This is a genomic window from Nocardia sp. NPDC051900, assembly GCF_044452545.1.
In the GTDB taxonomy this organism is placed as follows: domain Bacteria; phylum Actinomycetota; class Actinomycetes; order Mycobacteriales; family Mycobacteriaceae; genus Nocardia; species Nocardia sichangensis.
Genome location: NZ_JBITBU010000002.1, coordinates 494,456 through 514,916 on the forward strand (window position 1 = coordinate 494,456; position 20,461 = coordinate 514,916).

Annotated in this window: 17 protein-coding genes; 10 read left to right on the plus strand and 7 right to left on the minus strand. The window is 68.4% G+C overall.

The features are described from left to right. Nucleotides 1-27: 27 nt before the first annotated feature. From nbtC to ACIA5H_RS04685, 3 genes are read right to left on the minus strand one after another with little or no spacing between them, the layout of a single operon-like run. On the minus strand, nt 28-3,060 hold the full coding sequence (nbtC, locus tag ACIA5H_RS04675) for a nocobactin polyketide synthase NbtC (RefSeq protein WP_397073916.1): 3,033 nt from the start codon (nt 3,058-3,060) through the stop codon (nt 28-30). Beyond that, nucleotides 3,053-4,381 (minus strand): polyketide synthase, encoded by a 1,329-nt coding sequence (locus ACIA5H_RS04680; RefSeq protein ID WP_397073918.1) that lies wholly within the window; start codon nt 4,379-4,381, stop codon nt 3,053-3,055. Before ACIA5H_RS04680 ends, nbtC begins: the two co-directional genes overlap by 8 nt. A gap of 7 nt (nt 4,382-4,388) precedes the next feature. Further along, nucleotides 4,389-5,162, minus strand: a complete 774-nt coding sequence (locus ACIA5H_RS04685) for a thioesterase II family protein (RefSeq protein WP_379251956.1) — start codon at nt 5,160-5,162, stop codon at nt 4,389-4,391. 144 nt (nt 5,163-5,306) lie between these two features. Between ACIA5H_RS04685 and ACIA5H_RS04690 the strand changes: the two genes are divergently transcribed. Next, complete coding sequence (locus tag ACIA5H_RS04690) at nt 5,307-5,972, plus strand: GNAT family N-acetyltransferase (protein ID WP_379251955.1); 666 nt, start codon at nt 5,307-5,309, stop codon at nt 5,970-5,972. A 44-nt stretch (nt 5,973-6,016) separates the two neighbouring features. On the opposite strand, the gene ACIA5H_RS04695 is transcribed toward ACIA5H_RS04690, so the two are convergent. After that, nucleotides 6,017-7,303, minus strand: coding sequence for a SidA/IucD/PvdA family monooxygenase (locus tag ACIA5H_RS04695; protein ID WP_397073921.1), 1,287 nt, complete (start codon nt 7,301-7,303; stop codon nt 6,017-6,019). Between the two features lie 171 nt (nt 7,304-7,474). Here ACIA5H_RS04695 and ACIA5H_RS04700 point away from each other — a divergent pair, with 171 nt between their 5' ends. Together ACIA5H_RS04700 and ACIA5H_RS04705 are read left to right on the plus strand one after the other, a co-directional pair. Next, on the plus strand, nt 7,475-7,945 hold the full coding sequence (locus ACIA5H_RS04700) for a hypothetical protein (protein ID WP_397073923.1): 471 nt from the start codon (nt 7,475-7,477) through the stop codon (nt 7,943-7,945). A gap of 107 nt (nt 7,946-8,052) precedes the next feature. Continuing rightward, on the plus strand, nt 8,053-8,760 hold the full coding sequence (locus ACIA5H_RS04705; RefSeq protein ID WP_379251952.1) for a siderophore-interacting protein: 708 nt from the start codon (nt 8,053-8,055) through the stop codon (nt 8,758-8,760). A gap of 219 nt (nt 8,761-8,979) precedes the next feature. Here ACIA5H_RS04705 and ACIA5H_RS04710 read toward each other — a convergent pair whose 3' ends face one another. Beyond that, the gene (locus ACIA5H_RS04710; protein ID WP_397073925.1) at nt 8,980-10,716 is read right to left on the minus strand and encodes an ABC transporter ATP-binding protein; all 1,737 of its coding nucleotides are present in this window, start codon (nt 10,714-10,716) and stop codon (nt 8,980-8,982) included. Continuing rightward, the gene (locus ACIA5H_RS04715; RefSeq protein WP_379251950.1) at nt 10,713-12,572 is read right to left on the minus strand and encodes an ABC transporter ATP-binding protein; all 1,860 of its coding nucleotides are present in this window, start codon (nt 12,570-12,572) and stop codon (nt 10,713-10,715) included. Before ACIA5H_RS04715 ends, ACIA5H_RS04710 begins: the two co-directional genes overlap by 4 nt. A gap of 414 nt (nt 12,573-12,986) precedes the next feature. Here ACIA5H_RS04715 and ACIA5H_RS04720 point away from each other — a divergent pair, with 414 nt between their 5' ends. The 5 genes from ACIA5H_RS04720 (at nt 12,987) to ACIA5H_RS04740 (ending at nt 16,353) form a co-directional block, all read left to right on the plus strand. Then, entirely contained in the window at nt 12,987-13,166 is a 180-nt protein-coding gene (locus tag ACIA5H_RS04720; protein ID WP_355076057.1) for a hypothetical protein, read from the plus strand. Nucleotides 13,167-13,248: 82 nt separating this feature from the next. Next, the gene (locus ACIA5H_RS04725) at nt 13,249-13,692 is read left to right on the plus strand and encodes a TIGR03667 family PPOX class F420-dependent oxidoreductase (protein WP_397073928.1); all 444 of its coding nucleotides are present in this window, start codon (nt 13,249-13,251) and stop codon (nt 13,690-13,692) included. Between the two features lie 5 nt (nt 13,693-13,697). Next, on the plus strand, nt 13,698-14,279 hold the full coding sequence (locus tag ACIA5H_RS04730; protein ID WP_397073931.1) for a putative glycolipid-binding domain-containing protein: 582 nt from the start codon (nt 13,698-13,700) through the stop codon (nt 14,277-14,279). Nucleotides 14,280-14,461: 182 nt separating this feature from the next. Beyond that, entirely contained in the window at nt 14,462-15,391 is a 930-nt protein-coding gene (locus ACIA5H_RS04735; protein ID WP_397073933.1) for an RluA family pseudouridine synthase, read from the plus strand. 218 nt (nt 15,392-15,609) lie between these two features. Next, on the plus strand, nt 15,610-16,353 hold the full coding sequence (locus tag ACIA5H_RS04740) for a lysostaphin resistance A-like protein (protein ID WP_397073935.1): 744 nt from the start codon (nt 15,610-15,612) through the stop codon (nt 16,351-16,353). Between the two features lie 46 nt (nt 16,354-16,399). Here ACIA5H_RS04740 and ACIA5H_RS04745 read toward each other — a convergent pair whose 3' ends face one another. After that, nucleotides 16,400-17,755, minus strand: a complete 1,356-nt coding sequence (locus ACIA5H_RS04745; protein WP_397073938.1) for a flavin monoamine oxidase family protein — start codon at nt 17,753-17,755, stop codon at nt 16,400-16,402. Between the two features lie 112 nt (nt 17,756-17,867). On the opposite strand from ACIA5H_RS04745, the gene ACIA5H_RS04750 reads away from it, so the two are divergent. Beyond that, on the plus strand, nt 17,868-18,521 hold the full coding sequence (locus ACIA5H_RS04750; RefSeq protein ID WP_379251945.1) for a TetR/AcrR family transcriptional regulator: 654 nt from the start codon (nt 17,868-17,870) through the stop codon (nt 18,519-18,521). A 236-nt stretch (nt 18,522-18,757) separates the two neighbouring features. Then, complete coding sequence (locus ACIA5H_RS04755; RefSeq protein WP_397073941.1) at nt 18,758-20,122, plus strand: flavin monoamine oxidase family protein; 1,365 nt, start codon at nt 18,758-18,760, stop codon at nt 20,120-20,122. Nucleotides 20,123-20,461 lie beyond the last annotated feature (339 nt).

Genomic DNA, 20,461 nt, shown 5'->3' on the forward strand with positions numbered 1-20,461 from the left:
CTCCTGAGCCTGTGTTCTCGGGCATCATCAGCCTCGGTTCTCGGACATGAGCAGAACGACGTCGTCCAGGGACGCGCCGCCGAGGATCGCCGCGACCGGCAACTCGCGGCGCAACATCGTCTTCAGCCGCGCGCGCAGATCCACCGCCTGCAATGAATCGAACCCGAGCGCGACCAGCGGGACGGAGCCGTCGATGTGGTCGGGGCCGTCGAGAAGCATCACCTGCCCCAGTTCGCGCCGGATGATCTCCGCGACGCTCCCCGTGGCATCGGCTTCCGGCTCGGCGGCGGCCGACTTCGGTGCGGACGGTGCGGACGGCGCGGCCGCGGACTCCGGGACCGCCGACGCGGGCGCGAAAACCCTCGCCAAGCCGACGATCTCGGCCGTATCCCGCAAGCGCTCCCAGTCCGCCGACAGCACCGCGCTGTTCCCGGTACGGTCGGCGAAACCCGCCGCGATGGCGGGCGCGGCGGGCATGGGTCGTAGACCAGCGCCGAGGATCCTGGCTTCCACGTCGGCGTGCTCCGCGCCGGGCAGACCCCACAGCCCCCATTGCACCGACACGCAATCCCTGCCCTGCGCCCGCAGCCGCACGGCGAGGCTGTCGAGCATGCGATTCGTGCCCGCGTACAGTGCCTGACCACGCCCGCCGAGGGTGGCCACGAACGAGGAGCACAACAGCACGGCGCAGTCGGCGGTCTGCGGCACCGCGCGCAGCACCTCGCCGAGCCCGAGCACCTTCGCGGCGGCCGCTTCGGTTACCGCCTCCGGTTCGAACCGCGCCCACGCGTACTGGACCGCGGCGTGCACGACCACGCTCACGGGGCGCTCGGCGAAGCGCCCCGCCAGCTCGGCGACCGCGTCGGCGTCGGTGATGTCACAGGCCACCACGTCGATTTCGGTGGAACCCGAGGCGCGGATCGCGCGCAACCGCTCCGCGAGCACGCTCGTCTCCCCGGTGCGATTCACCAGGGTGACGCGCCGTGCGCCGTCGCGGGCGAGCTGCGCGCAGAATTCCAGGCCGACGTACCCCGTGCCACCGAGAATGAGGACCTCGCGCAGATCCGGGGGCGCCGAAGTGCCCAGCGACTCGGCGCGAACGAGACGCTTGGCGTGCAATTTGCCGCCCCGCAGCGCGAGTTCCGGCTCGCCCGGCACGTGAACGGCCTCGAGGATCTTGTCCGCCAGCACCGTCGGATCCTGCTCGGCGGCATCCGAGGGCAAGTCCAGGTGCCGGAACGCGATGCCGAGATGGTCGAGGCCGAGACTGCGGTACGCGGCACTGACCGCCGAATGACTTAGGGACGGCGCATCGTCCGGGGACACCGCCTCAGCACCGGTTGTCACCAGCCAGCATTCCGTGACACCGGAGACTTCCGTGGTCAAACTTTCCGCGGCTCGCGCGAACTCGGCGAGTTCGGCCACCGCGCCTTGCTCGTCCGTGGCCGTATTCGACGGAAGCAGCAGCACCATGGTGTCGGCCTCGGTCGCGGTGTCGGCGATCGCGGCACCGTGGCGCGCGGCCCGCGCGCACAGCGCCGCTGCGAGGTCGTCCGCGCCGTCGTGCTCGGCGAGCAGTACGGTGCGGGGCGCGGCCAGCTCGAACCGGGACAACCTGGTCCACTCCTCGCGCAACCGCGCGGGGGGCACGGCGACCGGGATCGGCGCCTCGGCACCCGATTGATACGGCGCCCACAACCTCTTGGAGTTCATCACCGTGGCGGGAAAGTCACGCAGCGGCAGCGCCGGAGTGCGGTCGCCGGAGTACGTGCGGAGCGCTTGCCAGTCGTAATGCAAATCGTGCACCGCGACTTCGACCAGATTGCGGGTGAATTCACCCAACCCGTTCGCGGTGCGCAGCGATGTCCCCACGACCCGGAAGTCGCGGGCATCCCGCGCGACCGGGGACAGATTCTCCCGCAGCGCGGGCTGTAACGTCGGGTGCTCGGCGATCTCGACGAAGGTGTCCACGTCCGCGGTAGCCGCCGCCACCGCGCGATCGAAGCGCACCCGGTTGCGCAGGTTCCAGTACCAGTAGTCGTGGTGGGTCAACTCGGGAGTGATCGCCGCGCCGAGCGTCCCGCCATAACAGGTGACGTCGCCGAGCGTGAAGGTCTTGCTGCTCAATTCGCCCAGCGACGATTGGAATTCGTCGCGCAATCGCGTCATCGCGGAGGTGTGCGACGGAAACGACATCTGAATCTGCTTGGCGAACAAACCTTTCGCGGTGGCGGTCGCCACCAGCTCCGCGATCGCGGCCTCGTCGCCGGAGACACCGGTCAACTCGGGTGAGTTGACCAAGGAGACCTCCGCCCAGCCCGAATTGCGGGCCAGCAGCGCCTCGCATTCGTCGCGCCCCGCGCCGAGCACGGCCACCGCGTAGCCGTCCGAAAGGTCGCGCTCCAGAAGCCGGGCCCGGTGCGTGACGATCGACACGGCATCGCGCAGCGTGAGCACACCGGCGACCACGCAGGCCGCGAGTTCACCCTGGCTGTGACCGATGGTCGCGGTGGGGCGCACGCCCGCCGCCTGCCACATGGCGGCCAAGCCGATCAGGTGGAACATTCTGGCCGGTTGCACTTCCCACAGCGTCTCGCCGAACCCGGCGTCGGCGCCGAGCAGATAGTGCACCGGCCGTGCATGGCCGTACCGCTCCTCGTGCACCGCCGCGCACTCGTCGACGGCGGCCCGGTAGGCCGGGGAGAAGTCGTAATACGGCTTGCCCATACCCGCGTGCTGGCTGCCTTGTCCGGGAAAGACGAAGCCGACGCGACCCGCCGCGACGGCGCCGCCGGACGTCACCACCGCCGGGTGCGCGGAACCCGCCGCGATCGACCGCAACGCGTCCGTCAACTCCTCGCGCGTGACGACCATGGCCAGGGCGCGATACCTGCGGGCGATCCTGGTGCGGAAGAGCTGGCTCGCCAGTCGATCCGAGTCCAACCGAGGGTGGTCGTGCACGTAGGCCAGTATCGCCGCGGCCTCCGCACGCAAGCCTTCGGCGCTGTCCGAGGAGAGCAGGACGGGGACGGTGCCGTCCGGCAGCAGATATTCAGACATCGCTGTCCTCCTCCAGGACGGGCATCCCGACGACCGCGTGCGCGTTGGTCCCCGCGACTCCGAATGCCGACACCGCTCCGTAGCGAATGCCGTCGATCGGCTCCCATGGAACGAATTTCGTGGCCAGCCGCAGACTGGTGGCTTCCCAGTCGACCGCCTCGGTCGGGTGTTCTGCCCAGAGACTCGGCGCGACATGCCCGTGCGCGCCGCACAGCAGCATCTTGATCAGGCCGAGCATGCCCGCCGCCGCCTGCGTGTGACCGATATTCGACTTGACCGATCCCAGCAGCGCGCCCCGGACGCGCTCCGGCGCGCCGTAGGTCCGGATGAGAGCGGACAGTTCGATGGGATCGCCCACCGCCGTGCCGGTGCCGTGCCCCTCGACCAGCCCGATCTGTTCCGGGTCGACGCGGGCCGCGGTGAGCGCGGCGCGAATCAGCCGCTCCTGCGCGTCGGCGCTGGGCACGGCCAACGGGCCGCTCTTGCCGTTGTGGTTGACCCGGGAGCCGAGCAGCCGAGCGTAGATCCGATGACCGAGCCGGCGCGCTCGCGACTCGCGCTCCAGCACAACCACTCCCGCGCCCTCGCCCCACAGGGTCCCGGTGGTGCCCGCGGAATACGCGCGGCAGTGGCCGTCGGTGGAGAGCGCGTTGTTCTTCGCGAACTCCACGAACATGCCGGGTGAGCCCATCACGCACACACCACCTGCCAGGGCCCAGTCGCACTCGCCCGCGCGGACGGCCGCCGCGGCTTGATGGAGGGCGGTCAAACCCGCCGCACAGGAGGTGTCCACACTGATCGAAGGCCCGATCAGCCCGAGACTGTGCGAAATACGGCCGGATACCGCGCCGAGGGTAGTGCCGGTCATTCGATAACCGCTGTGCTCGCTGACGCTCGCCATGCGCGGGCCGTACTCCAACGGCGTGACGCCCATCCAGCACCCCGCTTCGGCACCGTCGACGGCGCCGGGATTGAGCCCGGCATCCTCGACCGCCCGCCATGCGACGCGCATCGCCACCCGCTGCTGCGGATCCATCGCGACGGCTTCGCGCGGCGTTATCCCGAAAAAGGCCGCATCGAATTCCGCTGCTTCGGTGAGGAATCCGCCCGCGTCGCGTACGTCGCTCCAGCCCTCGTTGCGGCCGAGGGTGAGCAACCCTTCGATCGGCCACTCCCGATCTCGTGGCAATGGGCCGATGAGTTCCCTGGATTCGGCCAGCGCCGTCCAGAATTCGCGTGGACTGTTTATTCCGCCGGGGGCCTCGACCCCGATTCCGACGACGACGATATGGTCTTCGTCCCCCGAAGCCGATCCTGACATGGTGAACCTAACTGGAAAGAGCGGACTGTCCGGCGTCAGCGGCGGCGGAGGCAAGCAATTCCGCGACGCCGTCGATGTGGTCGTACAAATAGAAGTGCCCGCCGTCGAAGAGCGTGACCGAGCCGCCCCGAGTGCTGTGCGCGATCCAGGGACGCAGTTCGGCGACGGTGACGAAGTCGTCGTCGGCGCCGCCGATCACCTCGATCCGCGCGCCGATCCGCACGTCCGGGTCGCACGTGTAGGCGTCGAACGCGCGATAGTCGGCCTGCAGGACGGGCAACGTCATTCGCATGATGTCGCGATCGGCCAAAACGTCCGCGCCCGTTCCGTTCAGCGCGACGAGCCGGTCGAGCAACGCCTCCTCCTCGGTCGGCAGCGGCTCGCTGTCGGCCACCAATGCGGGCGCCACCGCGCTGGAGGCGCCGAGCAGCGCTACCGGCACACCGGCGGCCTCGGCCTGACGGACGAATTCGAAGGCCACCATCGCGCCGACGCTGTGGCCGAACACAGTGATGGGAATGCCTCGGTGATAGGGCGATTCGAGGAATTCCGCAAGGGCACCCGCCGCGAGTTCGACGAGACTGTCCGGCATGGGTTCGGCGGCTCGGTCCTGGCGTCCCGGATATTGCACGAGCACGACGTCGAAATCGGCGCTGAGCCGCTTGGACATGGCGCGATAGGTGGAGGCGCCACTGCCCGCATGGGGAAACAGCACCAGGGGCGGCAGCGTTTCCGTGACGGGCTTGTGAAACTTCCGAATCCACCCGGGTCTTCTCGACATCCAACAGCTCCTACACATAACGCGGTGTGGGCGCCCGCGCGCCGTCCTTTCCGAACGGCCGGGCCTCGCCGACCACGCGAGGTTAGCATAGGGTAACCTTACATTCATCCAGCGGAGCCACTACCGAACGGAGCTCGACGACCGATGAACCCCACCCAGACGCCTCATGTCATCGCGCGCGAGCTGACCGATATCCCCGACGAACTGCGGGCCGTGCCCGCTCCGCCGCAACCGGCTCTGCCCGCCCCGTTCGACATCCGGACGGCCGACGCGGACGGTGCGGACGCGGAGCTGCTCACCGAGTGGATGAACCGGCCGCATCTGATCGAGACGTGGGAACAGCCGTGGCCCGTCGAACTGCGCAGGCAGAATCTGCGCGCGCAGCTGGACGGAAGCTATTCCCGCCCATACATCGTCGGGTACGACTTCACCGGCACCGACCGGCCGGAACTGGGCCGTCGCGACATCGCCTACCTGGAGTTGTATCGCCCCGCCAAAGACGAGATCGCCCGGATCTACCACGCCGACCCCTATGACGTGGCCTTCCACCTCGCCACCGCCGACCCGGAGGTGATCGGGCGCGGCATCATGTTCGCCTTCGTCCGCGGCCTGCTGCCCGGAATCTTCGCGGCGGAACCGAACTGCCGTCGCATCCTGATCGAACCGGATCACCGCAATGTCGCGGTGCGGCGCATGACCGAGCGGTTCGGCGTGCCCAGTCTCGGCGACTTCGACATCCGGCCGGATCGCCGGATCACGCTCTACTACCTGCCGCGCACGCCCGCGGACGTCCCGACGGCGCGGCGCTGAGGAGCGGTCCGCGCCCCCGGCCGCGACCGCGAGGGCGGGGGCGCTCACCCGAAAGCCCGCGCGACGGCGCCCGTCAACGGCACACCGGACCGTCGCGTCGCCGGTTGCAGTACCCGATCGGAAAGCTCCCCGAGGCAACTGAGATTCGGAAAACCAGGCCCCTGCGCGACCGCGGCGAGATTGGGCAGATACAGCTTGGTCTCCATCCCCGAGACCGCGAGGTCATAGCCGATCGACACTTCGATCCGCTCCTGGGACGGCCTGCCGCCGACCGCCAGTTCCAGCAGGTCGGCCGCGTCCTGATCGAAGAGGTCCAGGAACCACAGCGGCTGTCCGCCGGTGGCGTCGATGACCAGGTCGAAAGTGTGCGATTGGTCCGCGCGCCGCTCGTTGCGCAAAGTCAGCGCCACGCCGTCGCCTTGATCGACCACCCGGACGGCACGGCCCTGCAGGTGATGCACCCGGCTGTCGCCGAGCAGGCTCTCCTGCACCCGCACCGAGAAGACGCCGCGGTCGGTTCGGCGGATGACGTCACGCCGCTCCTGGACGGTGAGTCCCGCCCACTTGACCGGGTCGCTGAACAGCGAGTTCTCGAAATAACTTTCGCCGCGGGTGTAGATCGTGGCCATCGGCGAGATCACCGAAATGGACAACATGCCGTGGCGCACCAGCTCGTCCAAGGCCGAGCCCGCGGTCTCACCGCCGCCGATCACGGCGACCCGGGAGGAGACCGGCAGACTGCGCCGCCCGGCCAGATCCCAGAATTGAGCGATACTCAGCACGCGCGGATGGTCGGCGAGCGCCTTGGTGCTCGCACCGGGGCCGGTGATCATCAGCCCGGCCGCGTCCAACCGGATCGCACCACCGTCGGGATCGGTCGCGGTGACGCGCCAGCCGTCGGCGGTCGCGCCGATGGAACGCACTGTGCCGGAGACCAGTTCGAGATCGATCCGGCGAGCCACCCACTGCAGGTACTTGGCCCAGACGTGATGGGCCGGGTTCGGACGGCCCCGATCGATCCACTCCGCATAGGTGCCCTGCTCGATCAGGAAGGACGTCCAGCTGTAGGCCATCATGGCCGCGTTGATTTCCTGATTGCGCCCGCGCGCCCAGGTCGAGTGGTAAGGGAAGCCCACGTCCTTCTCCGGGCTGGTGCCCAATCGATGCCTGCCGTCGGTCCAACCGCCACTCGGCAGCCAATTGCCGCCGACCGCGTGCGCCTCGACGACGATCACCCGGGGCGCAGGAAGGTCGAGCGTGCGCAGCACATGCGCTTTCGTCGCCACCGCAAGGGCTTTCGGACCAGCTCCGATGACCAGAAGCGTTTCCACCGGTTCTCCACTCTCTCCGACATCCCGCGGCTCTCGCCGGGTGCGCGGGCCTGCCGCCGCGCCGACAACCAGAACCCGTGCGGATCATGTTTGCATAGGCTTACCTTATATTGCACACTCGTACCCGACTAGAGCGGTGACACTCACACCCTCAAAAGATTGGATGAACGAATGACCAAGACCCCGAACAAGACACTCGCCCGACTCGCCGCTACGGCGGTCGTGGTCAGCGCCGCATTCGCCGGCATGGTCGGGACGGTCACGCCCGCCGTCGCGGCGCCCTTGGTCGCGCCCTTGCACGCCCAGGCCCCGGGCGCCGGTGAGCTGACCGCCAAACTTCGCGTGGCGATCAACACCGGCGCAGCGCGCAGCACGCGAGCGGCCGAACTGGAGTCGGGCGACGCGGGCGTCGCGACGATGGACAAGATCGCTGGCCTGCTCGCGGTCTCCCCGCCGAGCCTGCGCTACAACGTGATCAACCCGTCCACGTCAGGCGACCGGGTCGACGCCCAGCTCCTGATCACCACCGAGGGCTACCCGGACTTCACCTACGACGTCTCCTGGAAGCAGATCGACGGCACCTGGAAGCTGACGCGCCAGGCGGAGTGCAGTCTCGCTTCGGCGCTCGCGCTGTCCTGCTGACCCGAAACCCCTCGCGCCCTGACCCTCTCGGACACGGTCGCCGTCGAATGTCGCGTGGTGCGTACGCACCGCGCGACATTCGACTTTCGTTAGGCTAACCTTAGTTCATGGGCAAAGGTTTGAACGGTCTGATGGTCAAGGCGTGGGGCGGCAACGACTACCGGCTGACCGTCACCTCGACCGAATACGTCACGGACAAATACGTGCGACTCGGCTTCTCCGCGGGCGGTCTGCTCGCCGATCATCCCGTACACCCCACGCAGTGGATCCGTGGCTGGTTCCCTGACGGCGACAGCGGCAAGCTGCAACAGCGCGGCTACACCCTGGTCGACCCCGACCCGGACGGCGACCGTTTCTCGATCGAGTTCGCGCTCCACGACGGGCCCGCCGCCCGATGGGCGCAGAACGCCTCGGTCGGTGACGAACTCGACGCGTCGGTGCTCGGCTCGAACTTCCAGCTGCCGGAATCCGCGCCCGGCGAATACCTCATCTTCGGCGACACCGCCTCACTGCCCGCGATCAACTCGCTGTTCGACGCCATCGGCGACACCCCGGCCCGGGTCTGGCTGGAATGGCAGTACGAGTCCGACACCACGATTCCGCTGCGCAACAAACCGCACCACCAAGTGACCTGGGTGCAGCGGATCGATGACGGCAGATTGCTGCGGGAAGCGGCCCAAGAACTCACCTGCCCGGCCGACGCCTTCGCCTGGGTCGCCTGCGATGGGCACACCACCCGCTCGGTCGTGAAGAGCTTCAAGGCGATTCACAACCTGCCCAAGACCGCGATCAAATCGCAGGCCTACTGGAAGTAGATCTTTCCCTGCTCCACGCCGCACCCGTATTCGCGCGGTGCGGCGTTTCCGGTATCGACAACGTCCCGATCGAAAACGGCGACCACAGCCGATTCGTCGGCTCCCGCCCGGCGGGACCGAGGTCATCGCCCGCGCCTGGCCGAACCACTCGCGCGAACGGATCACCGTGGGCGCCGGTTGTTCTCGGCGTCCACGGTGACCGGCTCGACGTGCGAGCCGCTAGATGGCGACCGGCTCCAGATGCCAGCCCGACGCGCGAGATCGCTCGTTCCAGAACGCGGCGTATCGGCCGTTCAGCGCGAGCAGTTCGGCGTGCGTGCCGCGCTCCACGATCCGCCCGCCGTCCACGAACAGGATCTGATCGGCGTGGGCGATGGTGGCCAGCCGGTGCGCGACCACGATCACCGTCTTGTCCTTGGTGATCTCGTGCATCCCGCGCACCACGACCGCTTCACTGTGCGGATCGAGCGCGCTGGTCACCTCGTCGAGCAGCACGATCGGCGCGTCCTTCAGCAATGCCCTGGCGATCGAGACGCGCTGCCGCTCACCGCCGGACAGCGCCGCGCCCCCCTCACCGACCCGAGTGTCGAAACCGTCCGGGAGCCGGTCGACGATCTCGTCGACGCGCGCCGCGGCCGCCGCGCGACGCACCTCGTCGTCACCGGCATCCGGCCTGCCGATCCGGATGTTGTCCGCGACCGACTGGTCGAACAGGTAGACGTTCTGGAACACCAGCGACAACTGACTCAGCAGCGTCGCCGACGGCTGATCGCGCACGTCGTGCCCGCCCACCACGACCCGGCCCGAATCCGCGTCGTAGAACCGCGCGGCCAGCCGCAGCAATGTCGTCTTACCCGCACCGCTGGGCCCGACGATGGCCGTCGTGGTGCCCGCGGGCACGCTGAACGTCACGCCCGACAGCACCGGCTCACCGGGACGGTATCCGAAACTCACGTCGTCGAAGACCACCGACGGCGCTTGCGGGGTGACGGCCGTTTCCGCCTCCGGGAGCACCGGTTCGTCGAGCAGCTCGCTGATCCGGTCCGCGGCCGCACCCGCCGAACGCAGCGCGGTGCCCAGCTGCGCGGCTTGGTTGAGCGGTTCGATGAACCGCGAGCTCACCGCGATCAGCGCGATCGCGGCGGCGGCCGAGATGGCGCCGTCGGTCACCCGCGCCACCGCGACGTACACCAGAACCAGGAACACGGCCTGCACGAACAGCGCGAACAGGATCAGGCCCGGCACGCTGGCGAACACCATGCGCGATCCGGCCGAGCGCTGCCCGGCCAACGCCGCGTCGAGCGCGCGGTTGCCCGATCCCACCGCGCCGAACGCCCGCAGCACCGGCTGCGCCTGGGCGAATTCGATGACGCGCGAATCGGCTTCGGCCGCCGCCGCGTGCATCCGCTGGTCCGCGCTGGTGTACGCGCGATCGGCCAGCCGGTTCACCAGGTAGAGCACTGGCGCGGCGAGCAGCATCGCCAGCGCGATACGCCAGTCGACCGCCAGCATGCCGACCGCGACCGCGAGCGGCACGATGACGCCGCTGAAGATCCTGGCCAGCAGATAGGCGACCAAGCCTTGCAGCTCCCGCACGTTGTCGACCATGACCCGCCCGAGCGGCCCGGCGTCATGGGTCTCGAACCAGCCGAGCGGCAGTGCGTTCAGGTGGTCGCCGAGCCGGGTCTGCAATCCACGCTGCATGCCGATGCCGACGCGCAGGCCGATCGCCGCCTGCAGGTAGCCGAAAACCACCACGCCCGCGACGGCGGCGAACATGCCGAGCGCCCAGAGCCACGCGCGGCCGAGGTCGTCGTCGAAAAGCGCCGTCAGCACCGGCACCAGCAGCAGGTACGCCACGGCCTGGCTGAGGGTCTGCGCGACTATGGCGGCGAACAGCTTCGGTGTCAGATGGGCGAATTCGCCCGGAACCAGCTCCAGCACCTTGCGAATCATCGGACACCCTCCACACTGTCGACGAGCGCCAGATCGCCGAGCGCCGCCTCGTTGATCTCCCATAGCCGCTGGTAGGCGCCGCCCGCGGTGACGAGACTCGCGTGATCGCCCTGCTCGACCAGTCGTCCCCGCTCGAGCACCAGGATTCGATCCACCGAGGTGATGGTGTGCAACCGGTGTGCGATGACCAGGACCGTGCGCCCCGCGACCAGTACGGCCAGCGCGTCCTGCACGGCCGCTTCGGATTCCGGGTCCGCGAAGGCAGTCGCTTCGTCGAGCACGAGGACCGGGGTGTCCGCGAGCAGGGCGCGCGCTATCGAGAGCCGTTGCGCCTCGCCGCCGGAGAGCGTCGCGTCGATACCGAGCTCCGAGTCGTAACCACGCGGCAGCGCCATGATGCGATCGTGGATCTGCGCGGCGCGGGCGGCCCGCTCCACCGCGGCGTCGTCGGCGTCGGGACGGGCCAGGCGCAGGTTCTCCCTGATACTGCCGCGGATCAGCCGCACATCCTGGAAGACGAACCCGACGGTGCGGTAGAGCTCGTCGCTCGGAAAGTCACGGATGTCGCGGCCGCCGATGGTGATCCGGCCCGAACCCACGTCGTAGAACCGCGGCAGCAATTTGGCCAGTGTCGATTTGCCCGATCCGCTCGGGCCGACCAGTGCCGTGATCGTGCCGGGGGCAAGCTCGAGATCGATACCTCGCAACACGTCGTGGCCGGAACGATAGCCGAAGTCGACACCTTCGAACCGGACCAGACCGGCGGGCGCGGATTCGGCTTCCGGCGCGGCGGAGGTCGGCGCACCGCCACTCAATTCGGGAGTCCGTTGCAGGTCGTGCAGGCGTTGCGCCGCCACCGCGGCGGCCCGCAGCGCCTGCGCGCCATAGCCGAGACTCAGCAATGAACTGCCCAGGCCGAGGCCGACCAGCAGGAACGGCAGCACGTCCAGCGGCTCCACCCAGTCCAGGCCCACCGCGGCCAGTCCCGCGACGACCACGACCAGCATCACGAACACCGGGGTGACGACGATGTCGGAGGCCGCCTGCACCTTGATGATCGGCGTCTTCAGCCGGTCTACGCTGCGGGCTTGGTGCTCGACGGCGTCCTGGAAGACACTGTGCGCCTTGCCCGCCTGACCGAACGCGCGCACCACCTGAATGCCGTCGACGAACTCGATGGCGGCTTGCTTGGTGGCCTGCTCGGAGCGGGTGTAGACCACGAAGCGGTCCCGTCCGTCCCGGTCCATCATCCGGCTGTAGAGCACGGCGTACGCCAGGACCGGCACCAGCAGCACCAAGGCCAGCCGCCATTCGACGGTGAGCAGATAGCCGAACGTGATCAGCGGAACGGTGACGGCGCCGACGAACTCCAGGCGGGCGTGCGCCACCAGGTAGTGCAATGCCTCCACATCGTCCTGGAGATACTTCTTCACCTCGCCGGAGGTCCGCTCGCCGAACCAGCCCAGCGGCACCCGGGTCAGCTTGGCCGCCAGCGCCCGGCGCACGGCGAGCTGATATCCGGCGTCGACCAGGTGCGTCCACGTCAACGCCGCGGCCTGGAGCAGCGCGCGGACCACCAGGACCAGCACCGCGATCGTCAGCTGACGCCACACCCGGTCGGTGTCCACCTGATCCTGGAGCAGTTCGCGGCAGGCCGCCACGATCAGCACGAAGGGCACGACCGCGCACGCCGACGCGACGGCCATGACGATGCTGGCGACGGTCAACGGGCCGCGCACGGGCGCGAGGATCTCCTTGCGCGCCTGGGCCTCCTGCTGCTTGCGTTCTTTCAGCACCGCCCTCGGCGGCCGGTTCCCCGTCTGCGCCGCAGGCAGCGGCGCGACCTCTACCGTCATCTGACCTCGTCTCTCGCGGCATCCATCACCGGAATCGCCTCATCCTCACACAGAAGCGCCCAGCAAGAAAGGTTAGCCTAAGTTATCTTTGCCTCCCGGCGCCGTGGGAGCTTCGCGAGCGGTCCATCGACCCGCGAGTACGGAGGCGGTCGTCCGGCACGGCACGGGTCGCCCGCTTCGCCGCCGAGACCACGCGTCCTGGGCGGTCCCCGCCTACCGGCCGTTGTCTTTCGTGACTCATTTCGTCAATGTTCGAAAACCGCTGCGAACTCGCTGTTTTCGAACTGTCGACGCGCTCGGGAAGCCTCCGTGAACGAACCCGCATCCTGGTCCGATAGCCCGCGTGCATCGCTAACTTCGAATGCGAGTGAAACCACCGGACCCGCAGGAGGATCGAATATGTATGGCACGGAGATGTTTTCGGTTCTGTCGAATTGCGCCAGGGATCCCGGTGAACTCACCGCGGGCCAAGCGCACCACGCCATGCAAGTGCACCTGGATTGCAGCGTCGAAATATGCCGGGTCCGGCGGCGCGCCCGCAGGACATTGGTCGAAGCCCGGCTGATGGTGCTGGACGAACGGGCCACGCCGTGACAGGAGCGCCGTGCTCGTGGCTCCCCCCGCGACGACGCGGAATCGTCACGGCGGCCGGGGTGTTGTCCCTGCCATGACCGCAATGGCATCCGATCGTTCCGCCACCCCTGTCGTCGACACCGAAACCGAATTCGGCGCCAAAGTCGCCGAACGCCTGAACCGCGAGTCCATCCTCTGGCTGACCACCGTCGGCCCCACCGGAACACCGCAGCCCAACCCCGTCTGGTTCCAGTGGCGCGACGGCGAGTTCCTGATCTTCAGCAAGCCCGGCCAACCGAAGGTGCGCAACATCCAGCGCAATCCCCGGGTCGCGCTGAACCTCAACAGCACCGCGTCCGGCGGCGACGTGGTGGTACTCACCGGCACGGCGCGGGTGGTCGAGCAACGGCCCGGTTCGACGGAGATCGACGCCTTCACCACGAAGTACGCCGACGGCCTTCGCTCGATCGGCCTGACCGACGAGCAGTTCTACGCCGAGTACTCCGTCGTGCTGCGCATCACGCCCGACCGGCTGCGCGGATTCTGAACCCGATGCAGTTCGCGCCGCCGCCGCCCACCGCCGCGTGGCGTCATCGCACCGCCCGCGAGGGGTTCGAGGTGGCGTATTTCCGGGTCACCGAGCAGGGCGTGCTGATCGACGGCTGCACGACAGCGGTCGAGGACGGCGCGGCCTGGGTGGTGGACTACCGGATCGCGCTGGACACCGAATGGCACACGCGCCGGGCACAGGTGGCCGTGCGCAGGCCAGGCGGCTGGAACACGCTGGTGCTGGAGTCCGACGGCGCGGGGTCCTGGCTGCTGGACGGCATGCCCGCGCCCCTGCTCGACGGCTGTCTGGACGTGGACCTGGAGTCCTCCGCGCTGACCAACGCGCTCCCCGTGCACCGGTCCGCGCGGGAGATCGGCGACGGCGCGGACGCGCCCGCGGCCTACGTGTACGCCTCCGGCGCCGCCGTGGCCCGGTTGGAGCAGCGCTACGTCCGCGTCGCCGACGGCTCGCACGGACCGCGGTTCCAGTACTCCGCCCCGGAGTTCGACTTCGCCTGCACGCTGGACTACGACAAGTCGGGCTTGGTGCTCGATTACCCGGGCATCGCGATCCGCGCCCACTGAGCCCGCCACCTCGGACGTCAGGCCTGCGGTCGGGCGTACCTCCGCCTTCGCTCCGGCCATGCGCGGGCTGAGGACGGACTACGCGTCCGACTGCACCTATTAGGCGTACCTCCGCCTTCGCTCCGGCCATGCGCGGGCTGAGGACGGACTACGTCCGACTGTACCTATTAGGGTCGGTATCGATGAGAAGGCGGCAACAACCGCCGTTGCCGAAACGGCACGGCTTGGACCCGGCCCGGTTGCGACTACCGGAGCAGGGGCATTGGGCGACCATCCGGGACCATCTGGTGGAGCGCCTGCCCCGGGTCTCCCCGGCGCGCATCGATGAACTGCTGCACGCGGGCGGCATCGTCGACCTGGACGGGCCGATCGCTCCGGACGCACCGTTCGTGCCCGGCGGCGCGGTCTGGTTCCATCGCGATCTGCCCGAGGAGACGGTGGTGCCGTTCGAGATCCCCGTCGTGCATCGCGACGACGACCTGCTGGTGGTGGACAAACCGCACTTCCTGGCCACGATCCCGCGCGGTCAGCACATCCTGCAGACCGCGCTGGTGCGGCTGCGCCGAGAGCTGGACCTCCCCGATCTGGTCCCGGCGCATCGGCTCGACCGCGTCACGGCGGGCCTGGTGCTTTTCGTGATCAACCCGGCTCGCCGCGGCGCGTACCAGACCATGTTCCACAAGCGCACCGTGCGCAAAGAGTACGAGGCGATCGCCCCGTTCGATCCCGGCCTCGCGCTGCCCCGCGTGGTGCGCAGCCGGATCATCAAGGAGAAGCAGGTGCTCGCGGCCCAGGAGGTCCCGGGCGAACCCAACGCGGAAACCGAGATCGAACTGCTCGAGCACCGCGACGGCCTCGGCCGCTACCGGCTGCGTCCGCACACCGGCCGGACGCACCAATTGCGCCTGCACATGAACAGCCTCGGCGTCCCGATCCTCGGCGACGATTTCTACCCGGTGCTCACCGACAAGCCGGTCGACGACTTCACCAGGCCGCTGCAACTGCTGGCCGCCGCACTCGAGTTCACCGATCCGGTCACCCACGAGCCGCGCCGTTTCGAGACCAGCCGCACGCTGCAGGCCTGGACCGACCCGCACGGGTGGGCCGGCTGACACCGCGGTCAGCGCCCGCATCGAGCAGCGTCGCCACGACACGATCACCCGGCCGAGCGCCGCGCCGTGCCTTCGCACACGGTTCCGCGACACCCGCCTCGCTTTCCGTACACACGGCGGGGACCCCGTTCGACCCCAACGGCGGCGAAAAGTGATCGATCCGGCAATAAAGCCCGCATCCGCGGCGAACGTGTTCTCGTTCCGTAGACTCGGTCGAGATGTCTGAGCCGGACCTAGCAGCACCGACCCGCCCACGCCACAAAGTGCACGCCTACGTCGACGTCGCCGTGGTGGTGATCGTCCTGGTGGGCACCAATCTCATCGCACATTTCACCACCGCGTGGGCGAGCATCGTGACGGTGCCGGTCTCGGCGCTCGTGCTGCTCGGGCTGGTCCGCAGGCGTGGTCTCGGCTGGTCGGAACTGGGCCTTTCGCCCCGGAACTGGCGGCGCGGTTCGCTCTACGCGCTCGGCGCGGTGGCGTTGGTCCTCGCGGTCGTCGCGATCGGGGCGGCACTACCGCTCACGCGGCCGTTCTTCCTAGCCGATCGCTATGCGACCATCTCCGGCGCGTTGATCGCCTCCATGATCGTCATCCCGTTGCAGACCGTGATCCCCGAGGAACTGGCCTTCCGTGGCGTGCTGTACGGCACACTCGACCGCGCGTACGGTGCGCGCGGCGTCTTCGCGGCGGGCTCCCTGCTGTTCGGCCTCTGGCACATCGCGTCGTCCCTCGGTCTCACCTCCGGCAATCGCGGCCTCAGCGCATTCGTCGGCGGCGGCGTGACCGGACAGATCGTCGGCATCCTGCTCGCCGTTCTCGCGACGGCCGCGGCGGGCGTGGTGTTCACCTGGCTGCGTCACCGCAGCGGCAGCCTGCTCGCCCCGATAGCCCTGCACTGGTCGGTCAACGGCGCGGGAGCCCTGGCCGCCGCCATCGTCTGGCACACCACGCTCAGTTGACACCTGCCGGAGAAACTGGACCGAGAGTTCGGCCAGGAATCCTTCTTCAGAAACCCAGGCAGTCGAGAACTTCGGCCGCAGCGCGATAGCCGGATCGGACGGCACCGTCCATGTAGCCGTTCCACACGTCGGATGTCTCCGCGCCTGCCCAGTGGATGCGGCCGACCGGTTCGGACAGCGCCGCTCCGAACTGTGTCCAGACACCGGCGCCCAACCGGCCGCCGTAACAGCCGCGGGTGTATTCCTCCGCCATCCAATTCTGTTCGACGTAGTCGATCGGTTCCGCGGCCTCCGGACCGAACAGCTTGGTCAGAGTCGCCACGGCGACGGTCCGGCGTTCATCCGGGCTCCAGCGCGCCGCGCTCCGAGCGTGAGCGCCTTCGAAGAAGCCGACCAGCACGCCGCACACTCCGTCGGGCGGGGAGTTGTCGAGGGTGACGCTCAGTGCGTCATCAAGGCTGAAGGCGAACCCGTTGAGACCCGAGTTCCGCCAGAACGGCGTGGGATAGGCGACCTGCACCTTGATGACCGACCCCATCGGAATCTGCTGAGTGAGTCCGTCGCGGGCAGCGGGTAAGGCCGGCTGGTAGTGCAGCCGACCCGCCAAGGTGGGCGGGATAGCCACGATCGCGTGCCCGGCGGTGAGCGTGCCGCCTGCGTAGGTCACGCTCACGCCTTCTTCATCGTGGGTGATCGAGCGCACCGGGGCGTTGAGCGTGACGACATCGTCGCCGAGTTCGGCGGCCAGCCGTTCGGAGATCTGATGGGTGCCGCCGACGACGCGCATCTCTTGTGCGCCACCGGTGACGCCCACGAGGATGTCGAGCATGCCCGCGGACTTGATATAGAACAGGAAGTGCAGCAGCGACATCTCCGAGGGCTCAGCGGAGAAGAGCGCGGGCACGACCGCGGCCCAGAACGCCAGTGCTTCGGGATTCTCCGTGTTCGCGCGCAGCCACTCGTCGACGGTCCGGCGATCGAGCTCGGCGGCGCGCGGTGACGTCCAGGGCGAGGACAGCGAAACGGTTTCGGCGATCGCTTCGAGTTCGGCCTGCAGGCGGCCCACTTCCCCGGCGGCCTCCTCGGACAAGCCGAAGGTGACGTCGCCGTAGCGTGTGACGGTGCCGTTGTAGAGCGTCACCGACTCACCGTCGTCGTAGGTCGGAACCGTCTTCAGGCCGAACTCGTCGACCAGTTTCAGGACCTCGGTCTGCGTGCGGCCGATCCATTGCCCGCCCAGCTCCACGGGAATCCCGCTCGACAGCAGGCCCCCGAGATTGCGCCCAGCCACGCGGTCTCGCGCCTCGAGCACCCGCACACTGCGCCCGGCGGCTTTGAGCGTCCTGGCCGCGGTCAAGCCGGCGAGACCGGCGCCTACCACCACAACATCGACATCGGTCATGTCCCATTCCTTACACAAAACTCGGTCGGTTGTACGACTGTAAGATAGGTCGCGCCAGTGCGGTGTGCAACAGTTGCTCGAAGTTCGTCTGCCAGCGGAGCGAGGAGAACCCGTGGTTTACGTCAAGGCGTCCGAACGCGAGGAGCAGATCGTTGCGGCGGCTATCACCGTGCTCAGCGACGTCGGCGTGCCTGCCACCACGCTGCGCGCGGTCGCCGCCGAGGCCGGCGTTCCGCTCGGCACGCTGCATTACGTGTTCCCGACCAAGGACCAGCTGCTGCGCTCGGTCATCACCACGCTCATCCGCGACATCTCCGCAGTGTTGCGAGCAGAACTCGAGCTCGACAAAGGCGTCGAGCACGCCCTGCGTCACGGCGTGACCAGTTTCTGGGAGAAGCTGGTCGACAGTCGGATCGGGCTGCAGATCATGCAGTACGAGCTGATGACCTACTCCCTGCGCAGCGAGGCCGGGGGCAACTTGGCCCAGCTGCAATACGAGCGCTACAGCTCGGTCGTCACCGAGTTCTGCGAACAGGCCGCCCAGGCCGCGGGAGAACGATGCGCCGTCGGTTTCGACACCCTCGGACGCCTTGCGCTCGCCCAGATCGACGGGCTCATCCTGCAGTACGTCGCGAAGCCCGACGCCGGTCGAGCTCGGCGAGACCTCGGCCAGGCACTGGACATGCTCGTCCTGTTCGCCGACCCGCAACCGGTCGCCCGTAGCGCGCCACGGCGGCGAAGCCCCGCACACATCGACCGCGAGTAGCCCTCCCCACCCGCCGATCGACTGCCTATTGCGCCATGGAGCGCCTTCGCCTTAACGTAATTCGTACGGTTGTCCGACTTAGTTCGATTATCTTGTTGGGGTCGCGAGGAGAAGCCCCGGCCGGTTCGGTCGCGACGGACCCGTGAAGCAGGCACCGGCACATCCACCCGGGATCGCCGAGCCGCAGGTCGTGTTTCCTCGCTCGGCCCACGATTCGCCCTCTGGAGTGAGACGAAATGATCCAGCTGAAACCCGACGACCGGCCCGACGGTCAAGACTCGCCGCGAGCGGTCACGGTCGCCGTGATAGGCGCAGGCATGGCCGGGCTCATCGCAGCGCGCGAGCTGCACTGCCGCGGCATCGACGTCATCGTGCTCGAATCCGCCGCGCGGCCGGGCGGGCGGGTCATGGCCGAGACCACCGCGCTCGGCTCGCGAGTCGACCTCGGCGGTCAATGGATCGGTCACGGGCACCGCCGCTTCGAGACGTTGGCCGCCGAACTCGGTGCGACCGTGTTCGCGATGCGCACGCCCGAACGGCCTCGGATCGTCGACGGTGACAAGACCGTCGCGAACTCGAGGATCGCCGGCGCAGTCCTGCTGGCATGCGAGGTCGTCGCTCGACTCGGCGCACCCCGGACATGGAAGACGCAGAGCGTGCGATCGTGGCTGCGCCGCGTGCCCGGCCGCCGAGGGCGTCGGCTGCTGGAAGTACTCGTCTCGGTGTCCACCACTGCCGACCTCGATCGCTACTCTGTGCACGCCTTCCTCGAGATGATCCGTTACCAGGGCGGGCTCACGGCGATGCTCTCCACGAAGGGCGGTGCGCAGGAGAGCCTGGTCGTCGAAGGGGCCGGGACGCTGATCGAACGGCTGGCCGCCGCGCTCCATGACAGAGTGGTGTTGAACAGCGCCGTCACCGCGTTACACCGCGACGAGACCGGTGTCACGATCCACTCGTCCTCTGGGACATACCGCGCGACGAAAGTGATCGTGACAGTCCCGCCACCGATGGCAGCGGGCATCGAACATCACCCCGCGCTCCCCGCCGCGCGAACCCGCCTACAGGACAACACCTACATGGGCTCGGTGTACAAAGCGATCGCGGTCTATGACCGTCCGTTCTGGCGCGACCGCACCCACGCCGAATTGATGGTGCTCACCGATCCCGGCATGGCGGTATTCGATACCTCACCCCCCGGCGGCCCCGGCCACCTATGCATTCTCATCGCCGGCCCCGAGGCCCGTGAACTCGACAGTCTCGCCGCCGACGCCCGCCGCGCAACAGTGCTGGGACCACTCGCTACGCACCTCGGCTCCGAGATCCTCGCTCCCCGAAGTTGGCACGAGAAGTCGTGGCACCAGGACCGGCATGTCGGTGGCGGCTACTCGGCTCTGCCCAGTATCGGACACGACGAGGGATATTTTCCGGCCTCCGCGGAACGAATGGGCAACGTCCATTGGGCGGGAACCGAGACCGCCTGCGAGCACGCCGGTTATATCGAGGGCGCCATCGAGTCCGGCGAACGCGCCGCACAGGAGGTCATCGAGATTCTCTGTGACGACGGGTTATCGAATTCCGCAGGCGGAACCGAACCCTGATTCGCCGCTGACCGCCCGGCATTCATCGCCGTCCGGACAGGCGCGCTCGACCACATGGCCGATGTCCGGATGCCGCACCGCCGGGCAGCCTCGGCGGCGTGCCCGCGCCGGCCCGTATCTACGCGCCTTGCCCTGGACCGGGATCGGCGCGGAGCGCAAACCGAGCAACCCGGGCGGAAAATACGGTGCACTGGATACGTGTGCATTCGAACGGAGTTTCGACACGCAGAGAGCGCCGCCGAATGCGCCGCTCATCCGGATATTCGAGGGAGGTCATGAATTTCCCGCACTCGGCGTGTCGCCTTCTGCTCGGAGAGCGCCACATTGACCACGGGCGGA